20 protein-coding genes and 1 pseudogene are annotated in these 22,879 nt (G+C 58.4%); 20 read left to right on the forward strand and 1 reads right to left on the reverse strand.

Features of this window, described 5'->3' with window-relative positions; all coding sequences use genetic code 11:
* The first annotated feature begins 17 nt into the window (after positions 1-17).
* The 13 genes and pseudogenes from FJD34_RS01550 (at position 18) to FJD34_RS01610 (ending at position 13,724) form a co-directional block, all read left to right on the forward strand.
* Positions 18-992, forward strand: a complete 975-nt coding sequence (locus FJD34_RS01550; RefSeq protein WP_157695981.1) for a fimbrial protein — start codon at positions 18-20, stop codon at positions 990-992.
* A 12-nt stretch (positions 993-1,004) separates the two neighbouring features.
* Positions 1,005-1,541, forward strand: coding sequence for a fimbrial protein (locus tag FJD34_RS01555; RefSeq protein WP_090291145.1), 537 nt, complete (start codon positions 1,005-1,007; stop codon positions 1,539-1,541).
* Positions 1,542-1,645: 104 nt separating this feature from the next.
* The gene (locus FJD34_RS01560; protein WP_090291144.1) at positions 1,646-2,530 is read left to right on the forward strand and encodes an EAL domain-containing protein; all 885 of its coding nucleotides are present in this window, start codon (positions 1,646-1,648) and stop codon (positions 2,528-2,530) included.
* A complete protein-coding gene (locus tag FJD34_RS01565) occupies positions 2,527-2,955 on the forward strand; it encodes a hypothetical protein (protein ID WP_146552170.1) in 429 nt (142 codons plus the stop codon). Before FJD34_RS01560 ends, FJD34_RS01565 begins: the two co-directional genes overlap by 4 nt.
* Before the next feature lie 272 nt (positions 2,956-3,227).
* Positions 3,228-3,757: pseudogene (locus tag FJD34_RS01570) on the forward strand (LuxR C-terminal-related transcriptional regulator).
* Positions 3,758-5,989 (forward strand): transporter substrate-binding domain-containing protein, encoded by a 2,232-nt coding sequence (locus FJD34_RS01575; RefSeq protein ID WP_090291142.1) that lies wholly within the window; start codon positions 3,758-3,760, stop codon positions 5,987-5,989.
* A complete protein-coding gene (locus tag FJD34_RS01580; protein ID WP_090291141.1) occupies positions 5,940-7,313 on the forward strand; it encodes an ATP-binding protein in 1,374 nt (457 codons plus the stop codon). The genes FJD34_RS01575 and FJD34_RS01580 overlap by 50 nt, the downstream gene beginning before the upstream one ends.
* 147 nt (positions 7,314-7,460) lie before the next feature.
* A complete protein-coding gene (locus FJD34_RS01585) occupies positions 7,461-8,015 on the forward strand; it encodes a fimbrial protein (protein ID WP_032860325.1) in 555 nt (184 codons plus the stop codon).
* A gap of 65 nt (positions 8,016-8,080) precedes the next feature.
* Complete coding sequence (locus FJD34_RS01590) at positions 8,081-8,824, forward strand: fimbrial biogenesis chaperone (RefSeq protein WP_223232674.1); 744 nt, start codon at positions 8,081-8,083, stop codon at positions 8,822-8,824.
* Between the two features lie 30 nt (positions 8,825-8,854).
* Positions 8,855-11,398, forward strand: coding sequence for a fimbria/pilus outer membrane usher protein (locus FJD34_RS01595; protein ID WP_090291139.1), 2,544 nt, complete (start codon positions 8,855-8,857; stop codon positions 11,396-11,398).
* Between the two features lie 56 nt (positions 11,399-11,454).
* Entirely contained in the window at positions 11,455-12,459 is a 1,005-nt protein-coding gene (locus FJD34_RS01600) for a fimbrial protein (protein WP_157695980.1), read from the forward strand.
* A 307-nt stretch (positions 12,460-12,766) separates the two neighbouring features.
* On the forward strand, positions 12,767-13,255 hold the full coding sequence (locus FJD34_RS01605) for a DUF4019 domain-containing protein (RefSeq protein ID WP_090291137.1): 489 nt from the start codon (positions 12,767-12,769) through the stop codon (positions 13,253-13,255).
* A gap of 214 nt (positions 13,256-13,469) precedes the next feature.
* A complete protein-coding gene (locus FJD34_RS01610) occupies positions 13,470-13,724 on the forward strand; it encodes a DUF2790 domain-containing protein (RefSeq protein WP_090291136.1) in 255 nt (84 codons plus the stop codon).
* Between the two features lie 9 nt (positions 13,725-13,733).
* On the opposite strand, the gene FJD34_RS01615 is transcribed toward FJD34_RS01610, so the two are convergent.
* On the reverse strand, positions 13,734-14,648 hold the full coding sequence (locus FJD34_RS01615; protein WP_032860329.1) for a site-specific integrase: 915 nt from the start codon (positions 14,646-14,648) through the stop codon (positions 13,734-13,736).
* A gap of 536 nt (positions 14,649-15,184) precedes the next feature.
* On the opposite strand from FJD34_RS01615, the gene arnC reads away from it, so the two are divergent.
* From arnC to FJD34_RS01650, 7 genes are read left to right on the forward strand one after another with little or no spacing between them, the layout of a single operon-like run.
* A complete protein-coding gene (gene arnC / locus FJD34_RS01620) occupies positions 15,185-16,219 on the forward strand; it encodes an undecaprenyl-phosphate 4-deoxy-4-formamido-L-arabinose transferase (protein WP_065943026.1) in 1,035 nt (344 codons plus the stop codon).
* Complete coding sequence (gene arnA, locus FJD34_RS01625; protein WP_065943025.1) at positions 16,216-18,219, forward strand: bifunctional UDP-4-amino-4-deoxy-L-arabinose formyltransferase/UDP-glucuronic acid oxidase ArnA; 2,004 nt, start codon at positions 16,216-16,218, stop codon at positions 18,217-18,219. Before arnC ends, arnA begins: the two co-directional genes overlap by 4 nt.
* The gene (gene arnD / locus FJD34_RS01630; RefSeq protein ID WP_090291135.1) at positions 18,219-19,103 is read left to right on the forward strand and encodes a 4-deoxy-4-formamido-L-arabinose-phosphoundecaprenol deformylase; all 885 of its coding nucleotides are present in this window, start codon (positions 18,219-18,221) and stop codon (positions 19,101-19,103) included. Before arnA ends, arnD begins: the two co-directional genes overlap by 1 nt.
* Positions 19,100-20,755 carry a lipid IV(A) 4-amino-4-deoxy-L-arabinosyltransferase gene (arnT, locus tag FJD34_RS01635; protein WP_090291134.1) on the forward strand — a complete coding sequence of 552 codons (1,656 nt, stop codon included), beginning with the start codon at positions 19,100-19,102 and terminating at the stop codon, positions 20,753-20,755. Before arnD ends, arnT begins: the two co-directional genes overlap by 4 nt.
* Positions 20,752-21,099, forward strand: a complete 348-nt coding sequence (gene arnE, locus FJD34_RS01640; protein WP_032860337.1) for a 4-amino-4-deoxy-L-arabinose-phosphoundecaprenol flippase subunit ArnE — start codon at positions 20,752-20,754, stop codon at positions 21,097-21,099. Before arnT ends, arnE begins: the two co-directional genes overlap by 4 nt.
* Entirely contained in the window at positions 21,096-21,509 is a 414-nt protein-coding gene (gene arnF / locus FJD34_RS01645) for a 4-amino-4-deoxy-L-arabinose-phosphoundecaprenol flippase subunit ArnF (protein ID WP_032860338.1), read from the forward strand. Before arnE ends, arnF begins: the two co-directional genes overlap by 4 nt.
* Complete coding sequence (locus FJD34_RS01650; RefSeq protein WP_032860339.1) at positions 21,506-22,879, forward strand: UDP-glucose dehydrogenase family protein; 1,374 nt, start codon at positions 21,506-21,508, stop codon at positions 22,877-22,879. The genes arnF and FJD34_RS01650 overlap by 4 nt, the downstream gene beginning before the upstream one ends.

Genomic DNA, 22,879 nt, shown 5'->3' on the forward strand with positions numbered 1-22,879 from the left:
GCAATAGGGTGGTCGTTATGCTAAGCGCATTAATTGGCCTAATGCTGTTATTGGGCTGCACGCAGGTAATGGCAGCGTGCAGCGGTTGTAATCAGACGATTAATTTGACTCTCGTTGATACACTGGATGCGCAGACCAATACACCTGGCAAAACTAAAACGTCATCGGCTTTTACCGTTGGCCGCTTCGATAGCAGTTTCGCAGGCCAAACCAGCACCTCATTTACCAATATTAATGGCTCACTGCCGCCTTACGGTACAGCGCCTTCCGATTGGGTTTATCAGCGCGTCGATGATTATCTCTCCGTTGCCGTTCGGCTCAGCCAGACATGTGGATATATCTATGCTCCGTTCAACCGACAATCGTGGGAATCACATACCTGTCAACCTTTTGACTATTTACCAACACATTGGGCTCCCACCACGTGGGAGAGCTCACTAAAAATCAATCGGAAAATGATCGGCGGTACTTATCAGAAAAACATCTTTTTGGGTGCTTGGGGTGGATGCCAGGGACTCTGCGCTGCACCCACTGAAACGTTTGCAAACGTGTATTTAAGCTACAACATCAACGTCCCCGAAAACTGTGAACTCAACGCGGGTGACATCGTCACGGTGGACTTCGGGAAAGTGCCCACCAGAGCCTTCAAAACCGCGGGCGCCAAGGCTGAGGGCGTTAACCCCCAGACGCGTTCGATTGCCTTGCAGTGCAGCAATATCGAGCAGCAAGCGAGCCTGACCATGCGTGTCGAGGCGGATAAGGTCAACGGCAATATCGTTGTTTCAGACAACCCCGACGTAGGCTTTGTGGTTACCGACGGTAGGAGCAACCCGCTTACCCCGAATCTCAGTACCAGCGTCATCCCTTTTAAAATGGACAGTTCCGGCAGGGCGGATGTGGTTATCAAAACCTACCCGGCCAGTGTGACAGGACAACAACCCACTGAGGGGCCGGTGAGTTCACGCGCCTACCTTCGGGTGGACTTTCAATAACACGAGGCGACTATGCGAACTTTAACGACGCGACTGGCATTCTCGACACTGGTGTTATTGTCAGTTTTACCGGGCATCACCCGTGCCGAACTGGCCAAGATCAACTTGATCATGACGGCCACTTTGGTCACTGACAGTTGCGAAGTCAGCGCCGATTCACAATCCATTGTGGTGAACATGGGCAGTTGGGCGGCGAAGCAATTTACCGGCGCTGGGCAATCGGTCACTCCGACGCGCTTTGTCATTAACCTGGAAAACTGCACCAACCTGAAAAAGGGCGTTTCGTTGACATTCAACGGCATCGCCGATGCCACTGACCCGACGTTGCTCGCGATCAGCGAACAAGGCGCCGCGCAAAATATTGCCATTGCCATTCTGGATCAGGACCGAACACAAATCCCGCTTGGGCAGACCATCGCTGTCACTGGGCTGGGGAGTACCAGCCAATCAGCGTCGATGGTTTTTTTCAGCCAGTACCGTGCTACCGCTGCGCGGGTTATACCCGGTAAAGCCAATGCCGACGCGACATTCACCTTGAGTTACGAGTAGAGCGTCAGACAGAAAAATCCCGGCTTTAGCGAAGAAATTTCACCGCGCGCCGGGTTGGACACTTCTCCGACAATTCGCGCATTCACTTACAACAGGTTCGTCAGATGCTTGCTTCCCTGGTCTCGCAGTTATTGGTACACGACGATGCTGCGTTGAAGCGCTCCAACCCGTACAGTCGGCAGATAGCGACTTATGCAGCCCATGAGCCGCTGCTGCCATTACCCACCGAAGAAGAATTGCGCCAAGGCCTGCGCAACGGGCAGTTCCAGTCGTATTTCCAGCCTAAATTCGACCTGCACAGCGGCGCAGTAAGAGGGCTTGAAGTGCTCGCTCGTTGGGAGCATCCGGTGTTGGGGACATTGGCGCCGTCGTACTTTATCTCCCAGTTAATGGCCCATGGCTTGATAGACGAGTTGCTGTTTCAGCAATTGGACGAAAGCGCGATTCTGCTGCGACAACTGCATGGCCTGGGGTATCGGCTGAATCTGTCGCTTAACATTCTGCCGGAGCAATTGAGTCATGAGCATCTGGTGTCGCGCTTTCGCTCGATGCTCAAGCGCTACGCCCTGGCCGGTGAGAGCTTGACGCTGGAGGTACTGGAAAGCGGCCTTATCGGCAGGCTTGACGATTGCCTGGAGAACTGCGAGCAATTGCGCAGGCTGGGCTGCGGGCTGTCCATGGACGATTTCGGCAACGGCTATTCATCGTTGCAGCGTCTGTGCCAACTGCCGTTCAACGAGATCAAGCTTGACCGCGAGTTCATTCGCGCGCTGGGGGTGGACTCACGTGGCCAGGCCATCGTCACCAGTACCCTGGCGTTGGGCAATGCATTGAACATGCCGGTGGTGGTCGAGGGCGTCGAAACCTGGGAGCAGCGCAACAACCTGATTGCCCTGGGGTGCACCATGGCGCAAGGCTTCCTGTGCGCGCAGCCAATGGACCGCAAAACGTTGCTGGCCTGGCTGCCCCGCAGGGCGCCTTGGGCATGAACCGCACCTTCAGTAAACCTACGCGATCATTGCGTATCCTGATCGTCGATAACCGTCATGCTCGTGGCCTGGAAATAGAGCGCACGCTGAACCTGCTGGGCTATTATCGAATTGCGCCGTTGAGACAGATGGGCGAGTTGCAGTCGGTGGTCAAGCATGCGCTGAACTGCATCGACTTGTTGCTGGTGCATCATGATGTCAGCCGGGATCCAGACCTCGACCTGCAGACGTATTGCCGCAGCAGTCCTATGATTCGTCATTTCATTATTTATGGGGATTCTCAAACGTCCATCACGGCGATGCCTCTGTGGCTACCGAGGGTGAACGTCACCATTGCGAATCTACCGGACGTAGATCTGCTGGCGCGCGTCATGCGCGTCATGGAATTACTGGCAGGTACAAAGCGCCAACGCTCTCCGTACTAGTCCTTCAAAAGCACCTTGCTTTCTCGCCTATGACTGGCACATTCATCTATCGCGATTACAGAGAAATTTCGCGCGTCTATAGGGAAATCTCGCTCGATTGTGCGGCTGAATTCTTGCAGGATGGCCGCTGCCAGCTTAATAGCCAAAGGCCAGTTCTGGCTGGCGCAAGACCGGTACGGTTGAGCTACGCTGACGATGTAACCAAGGATTGTGCATTTTCACCCGTGGGAATCTTCAGAGCCGACATCGAATTGAACGTCGTGGGAGTACGGATGTATACAGCCCTGGTAGTAGATGATCACCCGTTTATACGCGCGGCCGTAGAAATGGTGTTGTTGCAGGAAAAATTCAATGTAGTGGCAGAAACGGATAATGGTGCCGACGCCGTGCAATTGGCGCGTCAGCACCAACCGGATCTCATCATTTGCCCGCCTTCTACGCGTCACGTTGTCGAAACCTGGGGGCCGTGGGCTACATCTGCAAAGTGGATGAGCTGGAAGAGTTGCGCAAGGCACTGTCGACGGTAATGTCGGGCTATACGGTGTTCCCCAGCCAGGAAACAGACTCGGTGCGTCGCAGCGACCTGGAGGCCTCGGACCAACAGCTGATCAGTACGCTGTCCGACCGTGAACTGGTGGTGTTGCAACAACTGGCCAGAGGCATGAGTAATCTACAGATCGGTGAAATCATGCTACTGAGTAACAAGACCATCAGCGCTCACAAGAAACGTTTATTGAACAAACTCAAACTTACGTCACAAGTCGGCCTGGCGGACTTTGCCAAGCGAAATGCGTTGATCTGAATGAGCACACTGGCTCGTATCGGCGCGCTGGTCGGCTGGTTGCTGATACCGTGCCTCAGTGCAAGCGTCCAGGCCGCCGATAACACGCAGTCCCTGTATCTGCTGGGACGCTCCGAAGTACAAGGTTATCAGGTGGATTTATCCGCCGATGACTGGGTGTGGCTGAGAAACCAGCGTCAACTGGTATTAGGCATTACGCCCCGTGGGACGGCGCCTTTTGAACTGAATACTGACGGTGGCGACTATGAGGGGCTGATCGCCGACTATGCGAAGTTATTGGGTGAGCTGCTGAAGATCCGCATTGACGTGCGACTCTTTGCTTCGCGGGAAGACGCCATTACGGCGCTCTCCCAGGGCCGGGCGGACCTATTGGCCATTGGCCGTGATACGGAGGAGGGCGATACTTCGCTGAGCCTTTCGCGCGCCTATGCCGATGACGGTCAAGTGCTGGTAAGCCGGGAGAATGCCGATGGGTTGAGCAGCTCCGACCTGGCCGGTAAACGGATTGCCGCCGCCGAGTTTTACTGGACGCCACAAGAGCTGGAATCGATGTACCCCAAGGCCAGCATCCAGATGTACCCGTCAGTGCAAACGGCGGTAGGGGCGGTGGCGTTCAACCGCGCCGATGTGTACCTGGGCGAAGCAATCACCGCGAGTTACCTGATCAACAAAAACTACCCGAATGACCTGCAACTGGCCCAGTTATCAATCAGCCATGGCGGGCATTTTGCGTTTGTCCTGCCATCCCAGGACAAGCGCTTGTTACGCATGGTCAACAGTGCCCTGGAGGCCATTCCCCTGGCGGAACGCCTGGTTATCCTGCGCCGCTGGAGCGCCGGCGCGGAAGGGCTGCCAGGGCAGTATTTTCTTTCTCACAGCCTGACGCCCAACGAACGCCGCTGGTTGGCAAAGCACCCGCGACTAAAAGTGGCCGTCAGTGAAAACTTCATGCCGGTTTCCTTTCTGGATGGACGTAACGTTTTTCGCGGGATCAGTGCCGATGTCCTGGCCAAGGTCGCCCAGCGTACAGGCTTGAAATTCGAGCCGGTCTACGCCGATACCGTCAATAGCCTGGCGGACCTGGTCAAGAAGGGACGCGCTGATTTCCTGGCGACGTTTACCAAAAGTAATGAACGCGAAAAATACCTGATGTTCAGTCGGCCCTACCTGATCGAGCCCGTGGTGCTCGTCAGTCGCGCTGCAGACGAAAGCGTGGCCTCACTGGCTGACCTGTCGGGCAAGCGGGTGGCGGTGACCCATGGCACCGCGCAAGCCGAGTTCATACGCAGCCAGTTTCCGTACGTTCAACAAGTGGAAGCGCAAAGCGTGCCGAACGCGCTGGCACTGCTCAGTGCCGGGACTGCCGATGCGGCCGTCGGCGCGATGATGAACGTGCGCTATCAAATTGCGCAGCATTACCAGGGGCAGCTGCAAGTCGCTGCCACCGTCGATAACTTCTGGGCCCAGACGGCATTTGCGACACGCCGCGATTCGCCCGAACTGTTGTCGATCCTCAACAAGGCGCTGTTAAGTATTTCGCCGGAAGAAATGGATGAACTGGCAAGTCGCTGGCGCGGTGATATCGTCATTGGCGACAGTTTTTGGGTGAGGCACCGCGATACGCTAAGCCAGGTCGCCATTGCCGGCTTGCTGATTCTGCTCATTACCTTGGTGTGGGTGGGTTACCTGGGCCAATTAGTGTTCAAACGCAAGCAGGCCGAAAAAGCGTTGAACGAACAGGTTGAGTTCCTGCGGGTCTTGATCGATGGCACTCCGCATCCGATTTACGTGCGTGATCGGGCAGGGCGCCTGTTGATTTGCAACGCAGGCTACCTGGAGGCATGCAATATCAGCCGTGACGAAGTGTTGGGCAAGCGCCTCTCGGATGTTCAACTGCTGGGGCCGGAAAAAGCTGCGGACATCGAAAGCATCTACCAGCACGTCATGGAACGGGGGCAGGCCTGGACATCGGACCGAACCATGACGTTCGCCAATGGCCAGTCGCTTACCGTGTATCACTGGGTGTTTCCGTATCAAGGCAGCGATGGCCAGATCGCAGGGATCATTTCCGGCTGGATCGATGTCAGTGAACGTCAGTATTTGCTCAATCAGCTGCAAGTCGCCAAGGATGAGGCCGAGGTTGCCAACCGCGCCAAAACCACATTCCTGGCGATCATGAGCCATGGAAATAGCCGCAGGCGCTGCCAGAGAACTGCACAATCTGGTGGGTGACATTCTGGATGTAGTGCGCATCGAATCCGGCCAACTGTCATTGACGCCCTCCGGGGTGTTCCTGCATGAGGTGGTAGGTTCGGTCATGCGCATGTTTGCAGGCGGGGCTCGGCTGAAGGGGCTACACCTGAGCCTGCAGTTTGACCCGGCAGCGGATCACTACGTGTTGTTGGACGCGCTTCGATTCAAGCAAGTGTTGTCGAACCTGGTCAGCAATGCACTGAAATTCACCCACGAAGGCGAGGTGACCCTGAGTGTCCAGGCGCTACCCGCCAGTGATGAGGACCAACTGCAACTGTCGGTGCGGATCAAAGACAGCGGAATTGGCATCAGCGCGCAAGATCAGCAAAAACTGTTCAGCCCTTTTACTCAAGCGAGCAACAACACTTTGTCCGGGCGCAGCGGGTCCGGGCTCGGCTTGGTAATCAGCCGCAACTTATGCGAAATGATGGGAGGCAGCCTGGACCTGAGCAGCCAGCTGGGGACGGGAACACTGGTCACGGTGACGCTGAAGCTGCCCATTCTGCCGCCTCCCGCGCGAATCAGGTTACCCGTCGTCGAAGACCACACGTTGTCCCGGGCACTGAGCATTCTGGTGGTCGATGACTATGCCGCGAACCGTGAACTGCTGCGCCAGCAACTGGAGTACCTGGGGCACCGGGTGGTGGACGCCGAAGACGGGGCAGAAGGCTTGTCGGCTTGGCGCCGTGGGCACTTTGACGTCGTCATCACGGATATCAGCATGCCAGTAATGGCGGGCGGCGACCTGGCACGTATCATTCGCCACGAAGAGCGTACCTCCGGGACCGCCGCGTGCCGAATCTACGGTTTTACGGCGAATGCCCAGCCTGAAGCCAGGCTCAATTGCATTGAAAACGGGATGGACGATTGCCTGTTCAAACCCCTGAGCCTGATGGACCTCAGCAGCCGCCTGGGGACTGCCGCCGCGTATGAGCCTGACATAGCGCCAGCGCCACCTGCGCCAGCACCGTTGCCGAAGATCGACTTCTCTGGCATCGAACACATGGCCAGGGGTGACCAGGCGGCAATCAGTCGCCTGCTGGTTAAATTGGCCACCAGCAATCGCGACGACCGCCATGGCTTGGCCAGGCACGCACAAGCCCGTGACCTGAAGGGCCTGGCTACGTTGGCCCACCGTGTCATGGGCGGTGCGAAGATGGTCCGGTACCAGGACCTGATCACGGCTTGCGAACGCATGGAGTCGGCGTGTGAAATGCAAGACGACACCGCGGTGCAGGGCGCTATCGATGCGCTCGAACAGGCGATGCTGCACCTGAGTGAGGCGTTGATTGCGCGCATCTAGCAAGGCTAGAAATTTCTTCGCATCACAGAGAAAGTTCATGGCTGAGAAAACCTCAAAAAGATTGAGCATATGCACCTCGCTTGAGGGCTGGTGCGGTGCACTGGTCAATTCAAACGATGGGTGTCCACAATCCTCTGAGGTTCAGCTATGCAACGTAAAACCCTAGTTCTTGCCATGTTGGCAACCGCCCTGGCAGCGCCCTTTGCCAACGCATCGGACGGAACGGTCAACTTTAGCGGTACTGTCACGGATACCACCTGTACCGTGTCGGTCACCGGTGCGGCGACCAAAGTCACTACCGTGACCTTGCAGACCGTTTCCGCCACGGCCCTGGCAACTGCCGGCCAGACAGCAGGCCTTGCGCCTTTTACCTTGCGCCTGAGCAATTGCAGCTCTGCGAAAACCCTGGCCAGCACTTCTGCGGCTTACTTTGAGGCAGGCCCGGGGGTAGACCCCGCCACCGGCTATGTAAAGAACACCGGCACGGCAACCAACGTCGCCCTGCAATTGGTGGATGCAGCCAACAACAAAGCGATCAAGGCCGGTGACTACAGCCAGGTTGCCGGTAACAGCCGCGCGGCCATCGACCCCACCACCAAAGCTGCCGATATTCCTTATGCGGTCCAGTACATCGCGACACAGGGTGCAGGCAGTGCCGGTACGGTCGTCGGTTCTGTGACTTACGCCATCAACTACCAATAACAATCATGCGCTTGTCACGTGCGTCGGTTGCTCCGACGCAGGTGTACAAGCCGCAGGGGCTCGCTGTGCTCAACACAACATTTCTACGCGCCTGCCTCGGGGTAGTTGCTGCGCTGGGCTGCGTTTACGTCAAGGCCGAGGTGGTCATCACCGGCACTCGCCAGGTGTACCCGGCCGAACAAAAAGAAATCACGGTGCAATTGAACAACACTGGCACGCAACCGGCGTTGGTGCAGTCGTGGATTGACAGCGGGGATCCGCAGTCGAGCCCGACCAACGCCACCGCACCTTTTGTACTGTCGCCGCCGGTGGCGCGGATTGACCCGGGCAAGGGGCAGTCGCTGCGTGTGATGTTCGTGGGGGCACCACTGCGCCAAGACAAGGAGTCGGTGTTCTGGCTCAACGTGTTGGAAATCCCACCGAAATCGCCAGTGGTGGAGGGGCAGAACCAACTGCAAATGGCCTTTCGCTCGCGGATCAAGATCTTTTACCGGCCGATGCTTGAACCGCAAACGGCAAGTCAGGCACCGGACCAGGTGCAATGGCAAGTGCTGCCAAGCGCCTTGGGTAAAGGTTTTGTGCTGCAGGCCCACAACCCCAGTGCATTTTACGTGTCACTGATCGGTTTGACGCTGCTGCCCGACAACGGCCAAGGGCGGGCCGAGGACGGGATGATTGGCCCTGGAGAAACCCGTCAGTTTGCCCTGCCTGACCTGCGCTCGATGCCGCCTCCCGGCAGCCAGGTGCAGTTTACGGCGATAAACGATTACGGCGCACAGATCCTGATCAAGCATGCGTTGGGTTCTTGAGTTCCTTCTTTCTTTTAATACAGGCTGATCATGAAAGACCTCATTCGCCCTGTGTCCTACGCAGGGCTTGGATCCCTTTGCGCGCAGGGTTTAGCGGGAGTCCTGCTCAGCTTATGCACACTGGCTCACGCCGAAGAAGTGCAGTTCAACGAAGCCTTTTTGCCGGCAGGATCGCGTGGCCTGGACCTGTCGCTGTATCAGAAAAACAATCCGGTGCTGGCGGGCATTTACCGTGCAGATGTGACGCTCAATGGCCAATTGGTCAGCCGTCAGGAAATCCGCATCAATGCCGACAAGAACGGCGGCAACCCGGTCGTGTGCATCAATCGCAAATTACTCGAGTTAGCCGGGGTCGATATGAATCGCTTGTCAGCGGATGCCACGTTGGCGCTCGACAATGTCGACACATGCCCCGCAATGGCCGATTTGATCGAGAATGCCACGGCCAGTTTCATTCCGGCGACCCAGGTGCTCGACCTGAGCGTTCCACAAGTCGCGTTGCGCCTGAACCCACGCGGTTACGTCGGCCCGGAATTGTGGGACCGCGGGGTTACGGCTGGGACCCTGGGCTACAACTTCAACGCCAACCATAACCAGACGCGTGGCGGCAATTATGATTCTGCCTACCTCGGCTTGAACGCAGGCCTTAACCTGGGTGATTGGCGCTTGCGTCACAACGGTTCTCTGACATGGCAGGGCCAGACCGGTCAGGACTATCAAAGCCTGAACACCTATGCTCAGCACGATGTCACCGCGCTCAAAAGCCAACTGACGCTGGGCGAATCCAACACCAGCGGCGAGATTTTCGATACGGTGGGCTTTAGTGGCCTGCAGCTGAATACCGACGACCGCATGTTCCCCGAATCCCAGCGCGGCTATGCGCCGGTGATTCGTGGCATTGCCCGCACGTCTGCGCGCGTGTCCATCCGCCAGAACGGCAACCTGTTGTACGAAACCATGGTGGCGCCGGGGGCGTTTGCGATCAACGACTTGTATTCGACGGGTTACGGCGGCGACTTGAGTGTCACGGTCACCGAAGCGGATGGCAGTACCCAAAGCTTTACCGTGCCTTACGCCCCGGTCAGCCAATTGCTGCGCCCAGGCACCCTGCGTTACAGCATGACGGCAGGGGAGACCCGCAACACTTTTGCGAGCCGCCAGGTTCGGTTGATGCAAGGCACCGTTCAATATGGCCTGAGCAACCTGTTCACCGGTTATGGCGGCATGCAAGCCAGCACCGACTATGGGGCTGCGCTGGCCGGGCTGGCAGTGGGCACTTCGTTTGGTTCGATGGCGCTTGACGTGACCCAGGCGCAGACGCGGCTGGCAACCGGCTCGGTCAATGGGCAAAGCGTGCGCCTGTCCTACAGCAAAGACATCACCCGCACCGGCACCCACTTCACCGTGGCCACTTACCGTTTTTCAACCAGCGGCTTCATGGACCTCAATACCGCCGTCCAGACGCTGGCTGCCCAGGAGGGCCAATACAGTGCCGTAGGTATCGCACACCCGCGCAGCCGCCTGTCATTGACGGCCAACCAGGACCTTGGCGACTGGGGCCAACTGGCCATCAGTGGCTTTACCCAGGATTACTGGACCCAGAGCGGCAGCGATGTGCAATACCAATTCAGCTACAACAAACAGTTGGGCAAGGTCAGCTATAACCTCAGCGCCAATCGCAGCCGGGTTGACGGAGGCGCCTTGCAGAACAACCTGTTGCTTACCATCAGCATGCCGCTGGATTTCGGCTCACCGGGCAATTCGCCGCAACTGTCCACGATGTTTGGTCGTAACACCGATGGCCGCTACAGCGAACAAGCGAGCCTCAGCGGCAGTGCCGGCGCAGACCGCCAGTACACCTACGGCGTGACTGCCGGCCATGACGGTGCCAGCGCCACCTCGACAGGTTCGGTGAATGGCCAGTACACCGGCAGCGATGCAGTGGTGGGGGCTTCCTACAGCCAGGGCGGTGGCTATAACAGCCTGTCATTAAGTGCCAATGGCTCGGTTGTGGCGCACCCGGGCGGCATCACGTTTACCCCGAATGCCGGTGAGACCATGGCGATTCTCAGCGCACCCGGCGCGGAAGGCGCCAAGGTGGTCGGCTATCCGGGGATCAAGCTCGATGATCGTGGTAACGCCGTGGTCACCTACTTACGGCCGTATGAGCTCAATGAGCTAGCCATCGACCCACTGGGAATTTCGCAAAACATTGAGCTGAGTGAAACCAGCCAGCAAATCGCTCCACGGGCCGGCGCCGTCGTGATGGTCAAGTACGGCACACAACATGGCCAGGCGTGGTTGCTCACGGTGCGTCTGGAGGATGGCTCGCTGTTGCCCTTTGGCGCCACGGTGAGTGACGCTGCCGGCGGTTCCGTGGGTACGGTCGGGCAAGGTGGCCAGCTGTATGCACGGGTCAAGGAGGGCACATCACAGCTGTTGATCAATTGGGGGGCCGAGGCCGGTCAACAGTGTGTCGTCACGTTGCCAGCAAAGGTGGCTGATGATCCTGAATTGCATCCCACGGCGGTGCTGTGCACGCCGTCCGTCAAAATCGCGAAGGTAGCCCCATGAACACAAACAGAGCCCTGCATGTTATCGCTGTTGGAATCGCTTTAGGGGGCAGCACAATGACCGTACACGCGGCCGGCACGTGCTATGTCCAAAATGCATTGGTCACACCGGTCATGGCATTGAGGGCACAGAGCATCACCATCGGCCGTGATGTGCCAGTAGGTGCGGTGGTGTATCGACAGAAAATGGCTATCAATAATTTCGTCCAGTGCTACGCGACAGGTGGTCCCAGCTACGTCAAGTACGACCGGAGCATCAGCTATAGCAACACACCTGCATTGAGTTTGTGGGGCACTGGGGAGATGGCAGGTAAGGTCTACCAAACAGGCGTAAGCGGTTTGGGCGTGTTAATCAAAGGCGATCACGGAATCGCGCCTTATAGCAATTCCGCAATCTACGGTGTGCGCGAGGGTTCCGGTGGCCTGAACGCGGCAAATACGCTTGAACTGCAGCTCATCAAGACCGCTCCAACCGTTGCTGCAGGCACAGTCCAGGGTGCGTCTTTGCCGATAGCGCAATATGTTGCCAGTGTTGGCGGCGGTATGACTGCCGCCACGTTTCCTATTGCCAATGTGAGCATCACCGGCGCGTTGTCGATCGTTGCCCGAACTTGCCAGACCCCAAATGTCAACGTGCCCATGGGCACACATACGGTGGCTGAGTTCAATGGCGTCGGCACTGGCACGGCCTGGACCAATTTTACCCTGGCACTCAACAACTGCCCGGCGTTCAACGGCGTCTACAGCAGCAGTGACGGCAGCGGGACGGCGAACAGCATCAAGTACCGTCTCGACCCGACTGTGGGGGTTGATGCCACCCAGCCAAATGTCTTGAAACTCAACCGTGGCACGCCTGAGGCCACGGGCGTGGGTATCCAGATTGCAGACAACCTGGGCACGCCGCTGGCTCTGCAAACGCTGTTGCCCAGCGGTATCGTACCCACGGCAGTCGAGGGCGCCAGCTACAGCATTGCGTTGAAGGCGCGCTACCTGCAAACCGCAGCGACCGTCAGGGGGGGGCCGGCCAATGCGGCCATGACCTTTACCATTGACTACCAATAAACCTTGGCGGGAAATCTCTTCTGTGGCAGTAGGGTTGTCGTTTGAGGAGAGAGGATATCGGTGACGGGGTTATGGAACTGCTGTCTTATAGATACGCTATTTAACAGATGGGCGATTCAGGTTTTCGGCAGTCTAATCTTTGATTTAACATAATATACATTATGCGTAGTATCATATATCCCCACACCAGGCGTACCCCTGGAAAATCACGGACCATCCCCCTCGTATTTTTCCCCAGGCCAATGGCAACTCTTCCAATGCTCATCTTTACTCGTCCCAACGGATGTCGGGCCCCAGGAGGTTTTGCATGAAGCTATTTGCCGTCGTGTTGCTCAGCGCCGCGTTGCTCAGCGGTTGCGATGTCAGTTTCAACAAGAGCACGCCCAAGGTCACGGCGTCCGATCCTGGTACGCAGCTACAGCAGCAACAGATATTCGATGCGGCATTGGCGTTTCTGGTTTTGCTTGATGCTGGTAAAGCTGACATGACCTGGTCCGTGGTCAGCCCGACGTTCCAGGCGAAAATCCCCGAGCCTGTCTGGGTCAATGGGCTCAAGGCCTTGCGTATTGGATTGGGTTCATTCAACAAGCGAGAACCCCTGGGCTTTGGTTTTACCGATCAGATGCCTGACGCACCTGCAGGACACTATGCAGTCATCGAGTTTGCCTCGACGTTTGCCACGACCGCCGTCAAGGAAAAAGTGATTTTGCGTGACGATGACGAACGCTGGGGAGTCGTCGGATATTTCGTGCATAAAAGCATTACTTTTGGTGGTGATGACAAGAAGGCACCCTAACCCTTCATTTATTACCATTGAATATAACTAAACTAAATGATTGTTTAGTTTAGTTATATTAAGTATTGCCGAGCCGCCAGTAAATCGCAGCCACCCTGCCCCTATCGATTTAGCTGATTCACGCTATCGTCACGCATGCTTTCAGCCTCAGGCCACAGGCCTCGTAACATAACAACCATAGTCAGTCGCCACTGTCGTGGCGTTGGAGGTTGTCATGCGTTACCTGATTGTTGCCTTATTAAGCGTGTTCAGCACTTTGGCCTTGGCTCAGGGAGAAAGTGCCTCAAGTCCGGCTGTCCAGGCCTACGACTACTCCCAGAACCTGGATATCGCCAAGGTTGTGCAGATCAGCACCGACCCTTCTACCGAGTGTGGCCCGGTCAAAAGCCATATGGTCTACCTCGACAGCCAGGGCGTGAGCCATGGGTTGGACTACGTGCGCCTGAGTGATGCATGCCTGCAAGGCTGATTTGAAAAGTCACAGGTCAAACCGATCAATCGCCCGCCGCCGCTCGTTGTCATCACGCACATCGTAGCTGGCGGTGGTCTGGATATTAGTGTGGTGTGCCAGTTTCTGGGCGATCGACAGATCATGTTCCTCGATTACCCGGGTGATAAACGAGCGCCGGAAATCGTGGGGCATGATCTTCACTCCCACCTGTTCGCCGCGCTGGCGGGCGATGTAGTAAATCGCATGTTTGGTAATACGTTCGCGGGTGATATGGCTGCCCCGGCGGATGCGGTTGAACAGGAAGCTATCGTCCTGCTCTCCTTCCTTTAAGTGCTCACGGCGAAACTCCAGCCACGCCTGCAACTTGGCAAACGCCCAGGCCGGTGCGTACTTGACCAACTCTTTATTGCCCTTGCCGATCACCCGCAGGCTGCGCTCTTGAAAATTCACCTGGGCCAGGTCGAGGTTGACTGACTCCGACTTGCGCATTCCCGAGCCGTAGAGGATCCCGATCACTGCCGCATCCCGCAGGCCCTGCGGCCGGGGATCGGCGGCGCAGACGTCCATCAGTTCGCGGATCAAGGTGCGACGCAGGTTGCGTCCCTGGCTCAAGCGCGTGCCGGCGCTGGCCTTGACCGAACGCATTTTCAGCAAGTGTTCCTGGCTGATCAGGCTGATGCGCCAGGCTTCGTTCATCACCCCGCGCACGGCGTTGACGTACAGCGATGAGGTGTTGGGCGCGTACCCGTCTTCGCGCAATACGGCGACCAGCGCCATCACGTGTTCGGGCTGCAACAGATGCCAGTCGATATCTTCCAGATTGATCTCTTCGAAACCCAGGCGGTCGGCGGCATCCTGCAGCACGTAGCGCATGGTCAATTGGCTGGAAGGCGCCAGGCGTGAGAGATAAAGGGTCAGCGGGTTGCGGGAAATCTCAGTCAAAACAGATCGGCCTTGAGATTAAATAGTGATACTAAGCCTATGTTTAGTATCGATATTTAGTGGTTTGGCGAGTGTCGAGTCTAACGCAGGTCGGCGCTGCATACCAAACCAGGGCTCATCCTGCGCAGGCGCCTGCGGCCCTGCAACATTGCAAAATGCGGATTGAAAACCCGATTAATTCGCGGTGATCGCGCACTAAAACACTTACAGATAAGGATTACAGCGCAAACAGTTATCGTTTGTCTGTCTTCTTAATTGTCTAGCTGAACACTAGCTGTCTGCCCAACAAATAAACGAGTTTTTCATCCGCCTTTCATATTCGCTGGACAAATTTGCGCTTAACCTTGGCCCTAATACTTGAGGGTATGCCGCGTTTTGCTGACTAACCCGTTGATAATGCTTTACCTTTGGCGGTCATGGGCTTTACTGAGGATAGCTTTGCCATCGGCTGTTTTTTATTGCAGTGCCCGCACTTTCATCTGCTGTTTGTTGTCATCTCTACGCGCCAAGTTGCTCTAACCCGAGGTCATGAATCTTTGAAACCCTACCCTATTCATTGCGTGTCGATCGTTATCCCGGTCTACAACGAAGAACAGAGCCTGCCCGAGTTGCTGCGGCGCACCCGTGCTGCGTGCGAGCAGTTGGCCTATGAGTACGAAATCATCCTGGTGGACGACGGCAGCCGCGACAGTTCCGCGCAACTGCTGGAAGACGCGGCAAGCGAGCCCGGCAGCCACGTGGTTGCGGTGATCCTTAACCGCAACTACGGTCAGCACGCGGCAATCATGGCGGGCTTTGAGCAATGCCGGGGCGAGGTGGTGATTACCCTCGACGCCGATCTGCAAAACCCGCCCGAAGAAATTCCGCGCCTGGTCGAGCAAGCGGCCCTGGGCTACGACGTGGTTGCCACGGTGCGTAACAATCGCCAGGACTCGGCCTTTCGCCGCTGGCCTTCGCGCCTGATCAACCTGGCGGTGCAGCGCTCCACCGGCGTGGCCATGACTGACTATGGCTGCATGCTGCGTGCTTACCGGCGCACCATCGTCGACGCCATGCTCGCCTGCCGTGAACGCAGCACCTTTATCCCGATCCTGGCCAACGGCTTTGCGCGTCATACCACGGAGATCCTGGTACACCACGCCGAGCGCGAACATGGCGAATCCAAATACAGCGCCATGCGCCTGATCAGCCTGATGTTCGACCTGCTGACCTGCATGACCACCACGCCCTTGCGCCTGCTGTCCATCGTCGGTTTCAGCCTGGCGGCTTTGGGCATGCTGTTTGCGTTTGCCCTGATCGTCATGCGCCTGGTCTTCGGTGCCGATTGGGCCGGTGACGGCCTGTTCGTACTGTTTGCCGTGTTGTTTGTGTTTACCGGCGGCCAGTTCATCGGCATGGGCCTGTTGGGTGAATACCTGGGGCGCATGTACAGCGATGTACGTGCCCGCCCACGTTTCTTTATTGAAAAGGTGCTGCGCAACGAGCCGGCAGCACCTGCACCGGTGGTCATCGTCGATGGTCTGCCCTCCTCCCCGTCTTCCACTTCCTCTTCCAGTCAGGTTTCGTCATGAGTTCAAAAGCTGTTGTCTTCGCTTACCACGACATTGGCTGTGCGGGCATTGAAGCCCTGCTCAATGCGGGTTACGAAATTGCTGCCGTGTTTACCCATGCTGATGATCCGAAGGAGAACACCTTCTACGGCTCGGTCGCTCAACTGTGCGCCCGCCACGGCATCCCGGTACACGCGCCAGAAGACGCCAACCACCCGCTGTGGGTCGAGCGTGTCGCCAAGCTGAACCCGGACTTCATCTTCTCCTTCTACTACCGCAATCTGCTGGGCGAGGCGCTGCTGGCTACCGCGCGCCAGGGCGCCTTCAACCTGCACGGTTCGCTGCTGCCTAAATACCGTGGTCGTGCCCCAGCCAACTGGGTGTTGGTCAACGGTGAAACCGAAACCGGCGTGACCCTGCACCGTATGGTCAAGCGTGCCGATGCCGGCGCGATCCTCGCCCAGCAAACAGTCATGATTGAGCGCAGCGACACCGGCCTGACGCTCCACGCCAAACTGCGTGAAGCGGCGACTCAGCTGTTGCGCGATGCGTTGCCGCAACTGGCCCAGGGCAAATTGAGCGAAACCGCCCAGGACGAAAGCCAGGCCACCTGCTTTGGCCGCCGCACACCGGCTGACGGCAAGCTCGTCTGGCAAAAGCCCGCAGAGCAACTGTTCAACCTGGTACGCGCGGTTACCCAGCCGTACCCCGGCGCTTTCTGTGCGGTGGGCGAGCACAAGCTGATCGTGTGGCAAGCCGAAGTGGTCAAGGGCAACGAAGGCCAGGCGCCAGGCCGAGTGATCAGCGTCAACCCGCTGCGCATTGCCTGTGGTGAAGACTCCCTGGTCATCAACTTCGGCCAGCGCAATGACAATGGCCTGTACCTGACCGGGCCGGCCCTGGCCGACGAGTTGGGCCTGGTGGACGGTTCGATCCTGCGCGGCGCCGAGTCGGGCGGTAAACCGCGCCGCACCCGGGTGCTGATCCTGGGCGTCAACGGCTTTATCGGTAACCACTTGTCCGAGCGCCTGCTGCGTGATGATCGCTACGAAGTCTATGGCCTGGATATTGGCTCCGACGCCATCGACCGCCTGCGCAGCCATCCCAACTTCCATTATGTGGAAGGTGACATCAGCATTCACTCCGAGTGGATCGAGTACCACATCAAGAAATGCGACGTGGTCCTGCCGCTGGTGGCCATCGCCACGCCAATTGAATACACCCGTAACCCGTTGCGCGTATTCGAGCTGGACTTCGAAGAAAACCTCAAGTTGGTGCGCTACTGCGTCAAGTACAACAAGCGCGTGATTTTCCCTTCGACTTCCGAAGTCTACGGCATGTGCCAGGACCAGAACTTCGACGAAGACACTTCCAACCTGGTGGTCGGCCCGATCAACAAGCAGCGCTGGATCTATTCGGTGTCCAAGCAACTGCTGGATCGGGTGATCTGGGCCTACGGTGCCAAGGGCCTGAATTTCACCCTGTTCCGCCCGTTCAACTGGATGGGCCCGCGCCTGGACCGCCTGGACTCGGCGCGTATCGGCAGCTCCCGTGCGATTACTCAGTTGATCCTCAACCTGGTGGAAGGCACGCCGATCCGCCTGTTTGACGGCGGCGAGCAGAAACGCTGCTTCACCGACATTGCCGACGGTATCGAAGCCCTGGCGCGGATTATCGACAACGATAACGACGCGTGTAACGGCCAGATCATCAACATCGGCAACCCGGACAACGAAGCCAGCATCCGTCAGTTGGGCGAAGAGCTGCTGCGCCAGTTCGAGGCTCACCCGTTGCGCGGTAACTTCCCGCCGTTTGCAGGCTTTCGCGAAGTGGAAAGCAAAGCGTTCTACGGCGCGGGCTACCAGGACGTGGCGCACCGCAAACCGAGCATTGCCAACGCCAAGCGCCTGCTGAACTGGGAGCCGAGCGTGGAAATGAGCGAGACCATCGGCAACACCCTGGACTTCTTCCTGCGTGAAGCGATGCTTGAAATCGCCCCGTCCAGCGAAGCAGGCAAATAATGAAGGCAGGTCTGCGCATCGACGTCGACACCTACCGGGGCACCCGCGATGGAGTGCCACGGTTGCTGGAATTGTTGGATGAAGCGGGGATCAAGGCGACGTTTTTCTTCAGTGTCGGGCCGGACAATATGGGCCGCCACTTATGGCGCCTGATCCGTCCGCAGTTCCTGTGGAAAATGCTGCGCTCCAACGCGGCCGGCCTGTATGGCTGGGACATCCTGCTGGCCGGCACCGCCTGGCCGGGCAAACCCATTGGCCGCGACCTGGGGCACCTGATGCGCCAGGCCAAGGCTGCCGGGCACGAAGTGGGCCTGCACGCCTGGGATCACCATGGCTGGCAGGCCAATGCCGGCCGCTGGAGCGATGCACAACTGGTGGCGCAGGTGCGCCGTGGGCTCGACACCCTGAGCGAAATCCTTGGCGAACCCGTGGACTGTTCCGCTGCCGCCGGCTGGCGTGCCGACGAGCGTGTGGTGCAGGCCAAGCAAGGCTTTGGCTTGCGCTACAACAGCGATTGTCGCGGCACCGGCCTGTTCCGTCCGATCCTCGCCGATGGCAGTGCCGGTACGCCACAGGTCCCGGTGGACTTGCCGACCTTCGACGAAGTGGTTGGGCCACAGGTGACGGCCAAGGACTTCAACGCATTCATTCTTGATCAGTTCACCGAATCGACACTCAACGTCTATACGATCCACGCAGAAGTAGAAGGGATTCTGATGGCCAATGAATTTCGCCAGTTGCTGGCCCAGGCCGGGCAGCGCGGCATCCAATTCCAGCCCCTGGGCAATTTGTTGCCGGCCGACCCGGCGAGCCTGCCCCAGGCGTATCTGACACGTGGCGTACTCAGTGGCCGCGAAGGCTGGCTGGGAGTACAAAAGGCATGATCCGACGTTGGGCGCTACCCCTGCTCCTGCTGGTTTTCGGCCTGTGTTACCTGCTGCCGATGGCCACCCATGGCCTGTGGATCCCGGATGAAAGCCGCTACGCGCAGATCAGCCAGGAAATGCTGCTGACCGGCAAATGGGCGTCACCGCACTTTATGGGCCTGCGTTATTTCGAAAAACCGGCGGCCGGTTATTGGATGATCGCCCTGGGCCAGGCCGTGTTCGGCCAGAACCTGTTCGGTGTGCGCGTGGCCTCGGCGCTGGCCACGGGCTTGAGCATCCTGTTGGTGTACTTCATGGCCCGGCGCCTGTGGAACGATCCACGCAAGAGCCTGGTGAGCGCTGTGCTGTACATGAGTTTTGTCAGTGTGGCGATGTCGGGTGGCTACGCCAACCTCGACCCGCAGTTCAGCTTCTGGGTCAACCTCAGCGGCGTAGCGTTATGGCTGTGTATCGACAGCCGCAGCCGGCGCGCCCGCCTGGGCGCCTGGGCATTGCTGGGCCTGGCCTGCGCCATGGGCTTCATGACCAAGGGATTCCTGGCGTGGCTGCTGCCGGTGTTGATCGCCCTGCCCTACATGGTCTGGCAAAAACGCTTTCGTGAGTTGCTGACCTATGGCGTGGTCGCGGTGGTGGTGGCGATTGTGGTCAGCCTGCCCTGGGCGCTGATGGTGCATGCCCAGGAGCCCGACTACTGGAACTTCTTTTTCTGGCACGAACACATCCAGCGGTTTGCCGGTGAAGATGCCCAGCACGAAGAAGCCTGGTGGTACTACTTGCCGTTGCTGGCCGCGTTCAGTCTGCCGTGGCTGGCGCTGTTGCCCTCTACCCTGAAACAGGCGTGGCAGGAAAAGCGCACGCACAAGACCGGCTTCCTGTTGTTGTGGCTGCTGATGCCCCTGGCGTTTTTCAGCCTGAGCAAGGGCAAGCTGCCGGCTTATATCCTGCCGTGCCTGTTGCCTTTGGCATTGCTGATGGGCCATACCCTGGCGGACACATTGGCCCAGGCCCGTGGCCGGGTGTTGCAAGTCAATGGCGGGCTCAACCTGATTCTCGGGGCGCTGGGGCTGCTGGCAATCGTGTATTTCCAGTTGAAGAAGCCGATTTTTGCCCACCAGCAGGAACTGTTGAGCCTGGTGCTGGTGTTTATCGTGCTGCTGGGCTGGATCATCGCCAACCTGCTGCAGGTAGCACGCCCGTTGCGTTTGTGGGCAGCGCCTGCCCTGGGCAGTTGGTTGCTGGTGGCCCTGGTGCCGGCGGCGTTGCCGCTCTCGGTGGTTTATAACAAGACCCCGGACCGGTTCATTATCGACCACGCCGAAGAGCTGGCAGGCACCACCCGTTTACTGAGTAATGACCTGGGCGCCGCCTCGGCCCTGGCGTGGCGGCTCAAACGCCCGGACGTGACGCTGTACGACGCCCTGGGCGAAGTCAAATATGGTCTTGCCTACCCCGACAGCGTCAATCGCCGGGTCGACACCACGCAAGTCCAGCAGTGGATGAACGAGGCCCGCAAGCAGGGCTCGGTGGGCGTGGTGATGCGGGTAAAGGGCGAGAGTGAAGTGCGCGAAGTCGAGTTGTTGCCAAAAGATGGCAAGCGCTATGAGCAAGGCAACATGGTGATCCTGGTGTTCCCACAGGTGGCGCCTTGATCACCCTGCTGCTGCTCCTGGCCGCGTGCCTGCTGACCTGCATGGGCCAGATCGCGCAAAAGTATGCCGTTGAAGGCTGGCGTGACCAACCTGCGGGCTGGGCCTTTAAACTGCGCTCGCCCTGGCTGTGGCTGGCCCTGTTATGCCTGGGGCTTGGCCTGCTGGTGTGGCTGCTGGTACTGCAGCGCCTGGAGGTGGGGATTGCCTACCCGATGCTCAGTCTTAACTTTGTGCTGATCACCCTGGTAGCGCGCTTCGTATTCCATGAACCGGTGGACCGTCGCCACTGGATCGGTGTGGCCCTGGTGATAGCCGGTGTGCTGCTGCTGGGTGGCCAGATATGAGCCGATTGCGTGGTTTCACCCTGGCGTTATCCAGCGTAGCGCTGGTCAGCGCGGCCCAGTTGGGTATGCGCTGGAGCATGACGCGCCTGCCATTACCTGCCGACTGGCTCACTGCCCTGGCCAGTGCCGCGGTGGATCCGCTGGCGCTGGGCGTGGTGGCCCTGGCGATTCTCGCCTACGCGCTGTCGATGCTCTGCTGGCTCGGCGCGCTGCAGCATTTGCCACTGGGCCGCGCCTATTCGTTGCTGAGTATCAGCTACGTCCTGGTGTACCTACTGGCGGCCAGCCTGCCTGGTTTCCACGAACCCTTTTCACTGTCACGGACCTTGGGGGTGGCCCTGGTCATCCTCGGCGTCCTGACCATCAACTCTCGTCGTATCGGTAATACAAGCCCCAGGAATGTCCCATGAAAATCAGCGTATTTGGTAGTGGTTACGTTGGCCTGGTACAGGCCACCGTATTGGCCGAGATCGGTCACGATGTGATCTGCATGGACGTTGATGAAAGCAAGGTGCAACTGTTGCAACAGGGCCATGTGAGCATTTTCGAACCGGGGCTTACCAGCCTGGTCCGGGAAAACCTGGAAAACGGCCGGCTGACCTTTACCACCCAGGAAAAGCTCGCGGTCGAGCACGGTGAAGTGCTGTTTATCGCGGTCGGTACGCCCTCGGACGAGGACGGCTCGGCAGACTTGAAATACGTGCTGTCGGTGGGCGATGCGGTGGCCCGCCATCGTGTCGAGCCGGTGATCCTGGTGGAAAAGTCCACCGTACCGGTCGGCACCGGCGACACCCTGCGCGCCCATATCGACAAGGCCCTGGCCGGGCGCAAGCTGGTGTTCGATATTGTCTCCAACCCCGAATTCCTCAAGGAAGGCTCTGCCGTGGCCGACTGCCGGCGCCCCGACCGGATCATCATCGGCTGTGAGCGCGAAGAGGTGCGCGAGGTGATGCGTGACCTGTACGCGCCGTTCAATCGCAACCACGACCGCATCATTTTTATGGATGTGCGCAGTGCCGAACTGACCAAGTACGCGGCCAACTGCATGCTGGCGACCAAGATCAGCTTTATCAACCAAATCGCCGAACTGGCCGAACACCTGGGCGCCGATATCGAGTCGGTGCGCCTGGGCATCGGTGCTGACTCGCGGATTGGCTACCACTTTATCTACCCTGGCTGCGGCTACGGTGGCTCGTGCTTTCCCAAGGACATGCGCGCCTTGATCCATAGCGCTCGGCAAGCCAACTGCTCCAGTGACCTGCTCGAGGCGGTGGAAGCCATCAACCAGCGGCAGAAAAGCAAACTGTTCGAACGGATCCGCGCGTTCTACAAAGGCGAACTGCGCGGCAAGACCTTCGCCTTGTGGGGCCTGGCGTTCAAGCCCAATACCGACGACATGCGCGATGCGCCCAGCCGCGTGCTGATGGAATCGCTGTGGGCCGCCGGGGCCAATGTGCGGGCCTTCGATCCCGAAGCCATGCAGGAAACCCAGAAGCTGTATGGCGATGATCCGCGCTTGATGCTGATGGGTACCCCTGAGTCGACCCTGGGCGGCGCCGATGCCTTGATTGTTTGCACCGAGTGGCAGCAATTCAAGGCGCCGGATTTCGACCTGCTGCACGCACGCCTCAAGGCGCCGGTGATCTTTGACGGACGTAACCTGTATGACGCCGAGCGCCTGGCGCGCAAGGGCTTCCATTACTTCCCGATGGGTCGTGGGCAGTCCTGTGACTTGCCGATCCCCCAGCAACAGTGGCTACCACGGTTGCTGGAGGCCTGA

Origin of the sequence: Pseudomonas brenneri, assembly GCF_007858285.1 — a bacterium.
Taxonomy (GTDB): domain Bacteria; phylum Pseudomonadota; class Gammaproteobacteria; order Pseudomonadales; family Pseudomonadaceae; genus Aquipseudomonas; species Aquipseudomonas brenneri.

Excerpts from the sequence above, each read along its gene's own strand:
- FJD34_RS01550 (WP_157695981.1), top strand. The coding sequence starts at position 18 with ATGCTAAGCGCATTAATTGGCCTAATGCTGTTATTGGGCTGCACGCAG.
- FJD34_RS01555 (WP_090291145.1), top strand. The coding sequence starts at position 1,005 with ATGCGAACTTTAACGACGCGACTGGCATTCTCGACACTGGTGTTATTG.
- FJD34_RS01560 (WP_090291144.1), top strand. The coding sequence starts at position 1,646 with ATGCTTGCTTCCCTGGTCTCGCAGTTATTGGTACACGACGATGCTGCG.
- FJD34_RS01565 (WP_146552170.1), top strand. The coding sequence starts at position 2,527 with ATGAACCGCACCTTCAGTAAACCTACGCGATCATTGCGTATCCTGATC.
- FJD34_RS01575 (WP_090291142.1), top strand. The coding sequence starts at position 3,758 with ATGAGCACACTGGCTCGTATCGGCGCGCTGGTCGGCTGGTTGCTGATA.
- FJD34_RS01580 (WP_090291141.1), top strand. The coding sequence starts at position 5,940 with ATGGAAATAGCCGCAGGCGCTGCCAGAGAACTGCACAATCTGGTGGGT.
- FJD34_RS01585 (WP_032860325.1), top strand. The coding sequence starts at position 7,461 with ATGCAACGTAAAACCCTAGTTCTTGCCATGTTGGCAACCGCCCTGGCA.
- FJD34_RS01595 (WP_090291139.1), top strand. The coding sequence starts at position 8,855 with ATGAAAGACCTCATTCGCCCTGTGTCCTACGCAGGGCTTGGATCCCTT.
- FJD34_RS01600 (WP_157695980.1), top strand. The coding sequence starts at position 11,455 with ATGACCGTACACGCGGCCGGCACGTGCTATGTCCAAAATGCATTGGTC.
- FJD34_RS01605 (WP_090291137.1), top strand. The coding sequence starts at position 12,767 with ATGAAGCTATTTGCCGTCGTGTTGCTCAGCGCCGCGTTGCTCAGCGGT.
- FJD34_RS01610 (WP_090291136.1), top strand. The coding sequence starts at position 13,470 with ATGCGTTACCTGATTGTTGCCTTATTAAGCGTGTTCAGCACTTTGGCC.
- arnA (WP_065943025.1), top strand. The coding sequence starts at position 16,216 with ATGAGTTCAAAAGCTGTTGTCTTCGCTTACCACGACATTGGCTGTGCG.
- arnD (WP_090291135.1), top strand. The coding sequence starts at position 18,219 with ATGAAGGCAGGTCTGCGCATCGACGTCGACACCTACCGGGGCACCCGC.
- arnT (WP_090291134.1), top strand. The coding sequence starts at position 19,100 with ATGATCCGACGTTGGGCGCTACCCCTGCTCCTGCTGGTTTTCGGCCTG.
- arnF (WP_032860338.1), top strand. The coding sequence starts at position 21,096 with ATGAGCCGATTGCGTGGTTTCACCCTGGCGTTATCCAGCGTAGCGCTG.
- FJD34_RS01650 (WP_032860339.1), top strand. The coding sequence starts at position 21,506 with ATGAAAATCAGCGTATTTGGTAGTGGTTACGTTGGCCTGGTACAGGCC.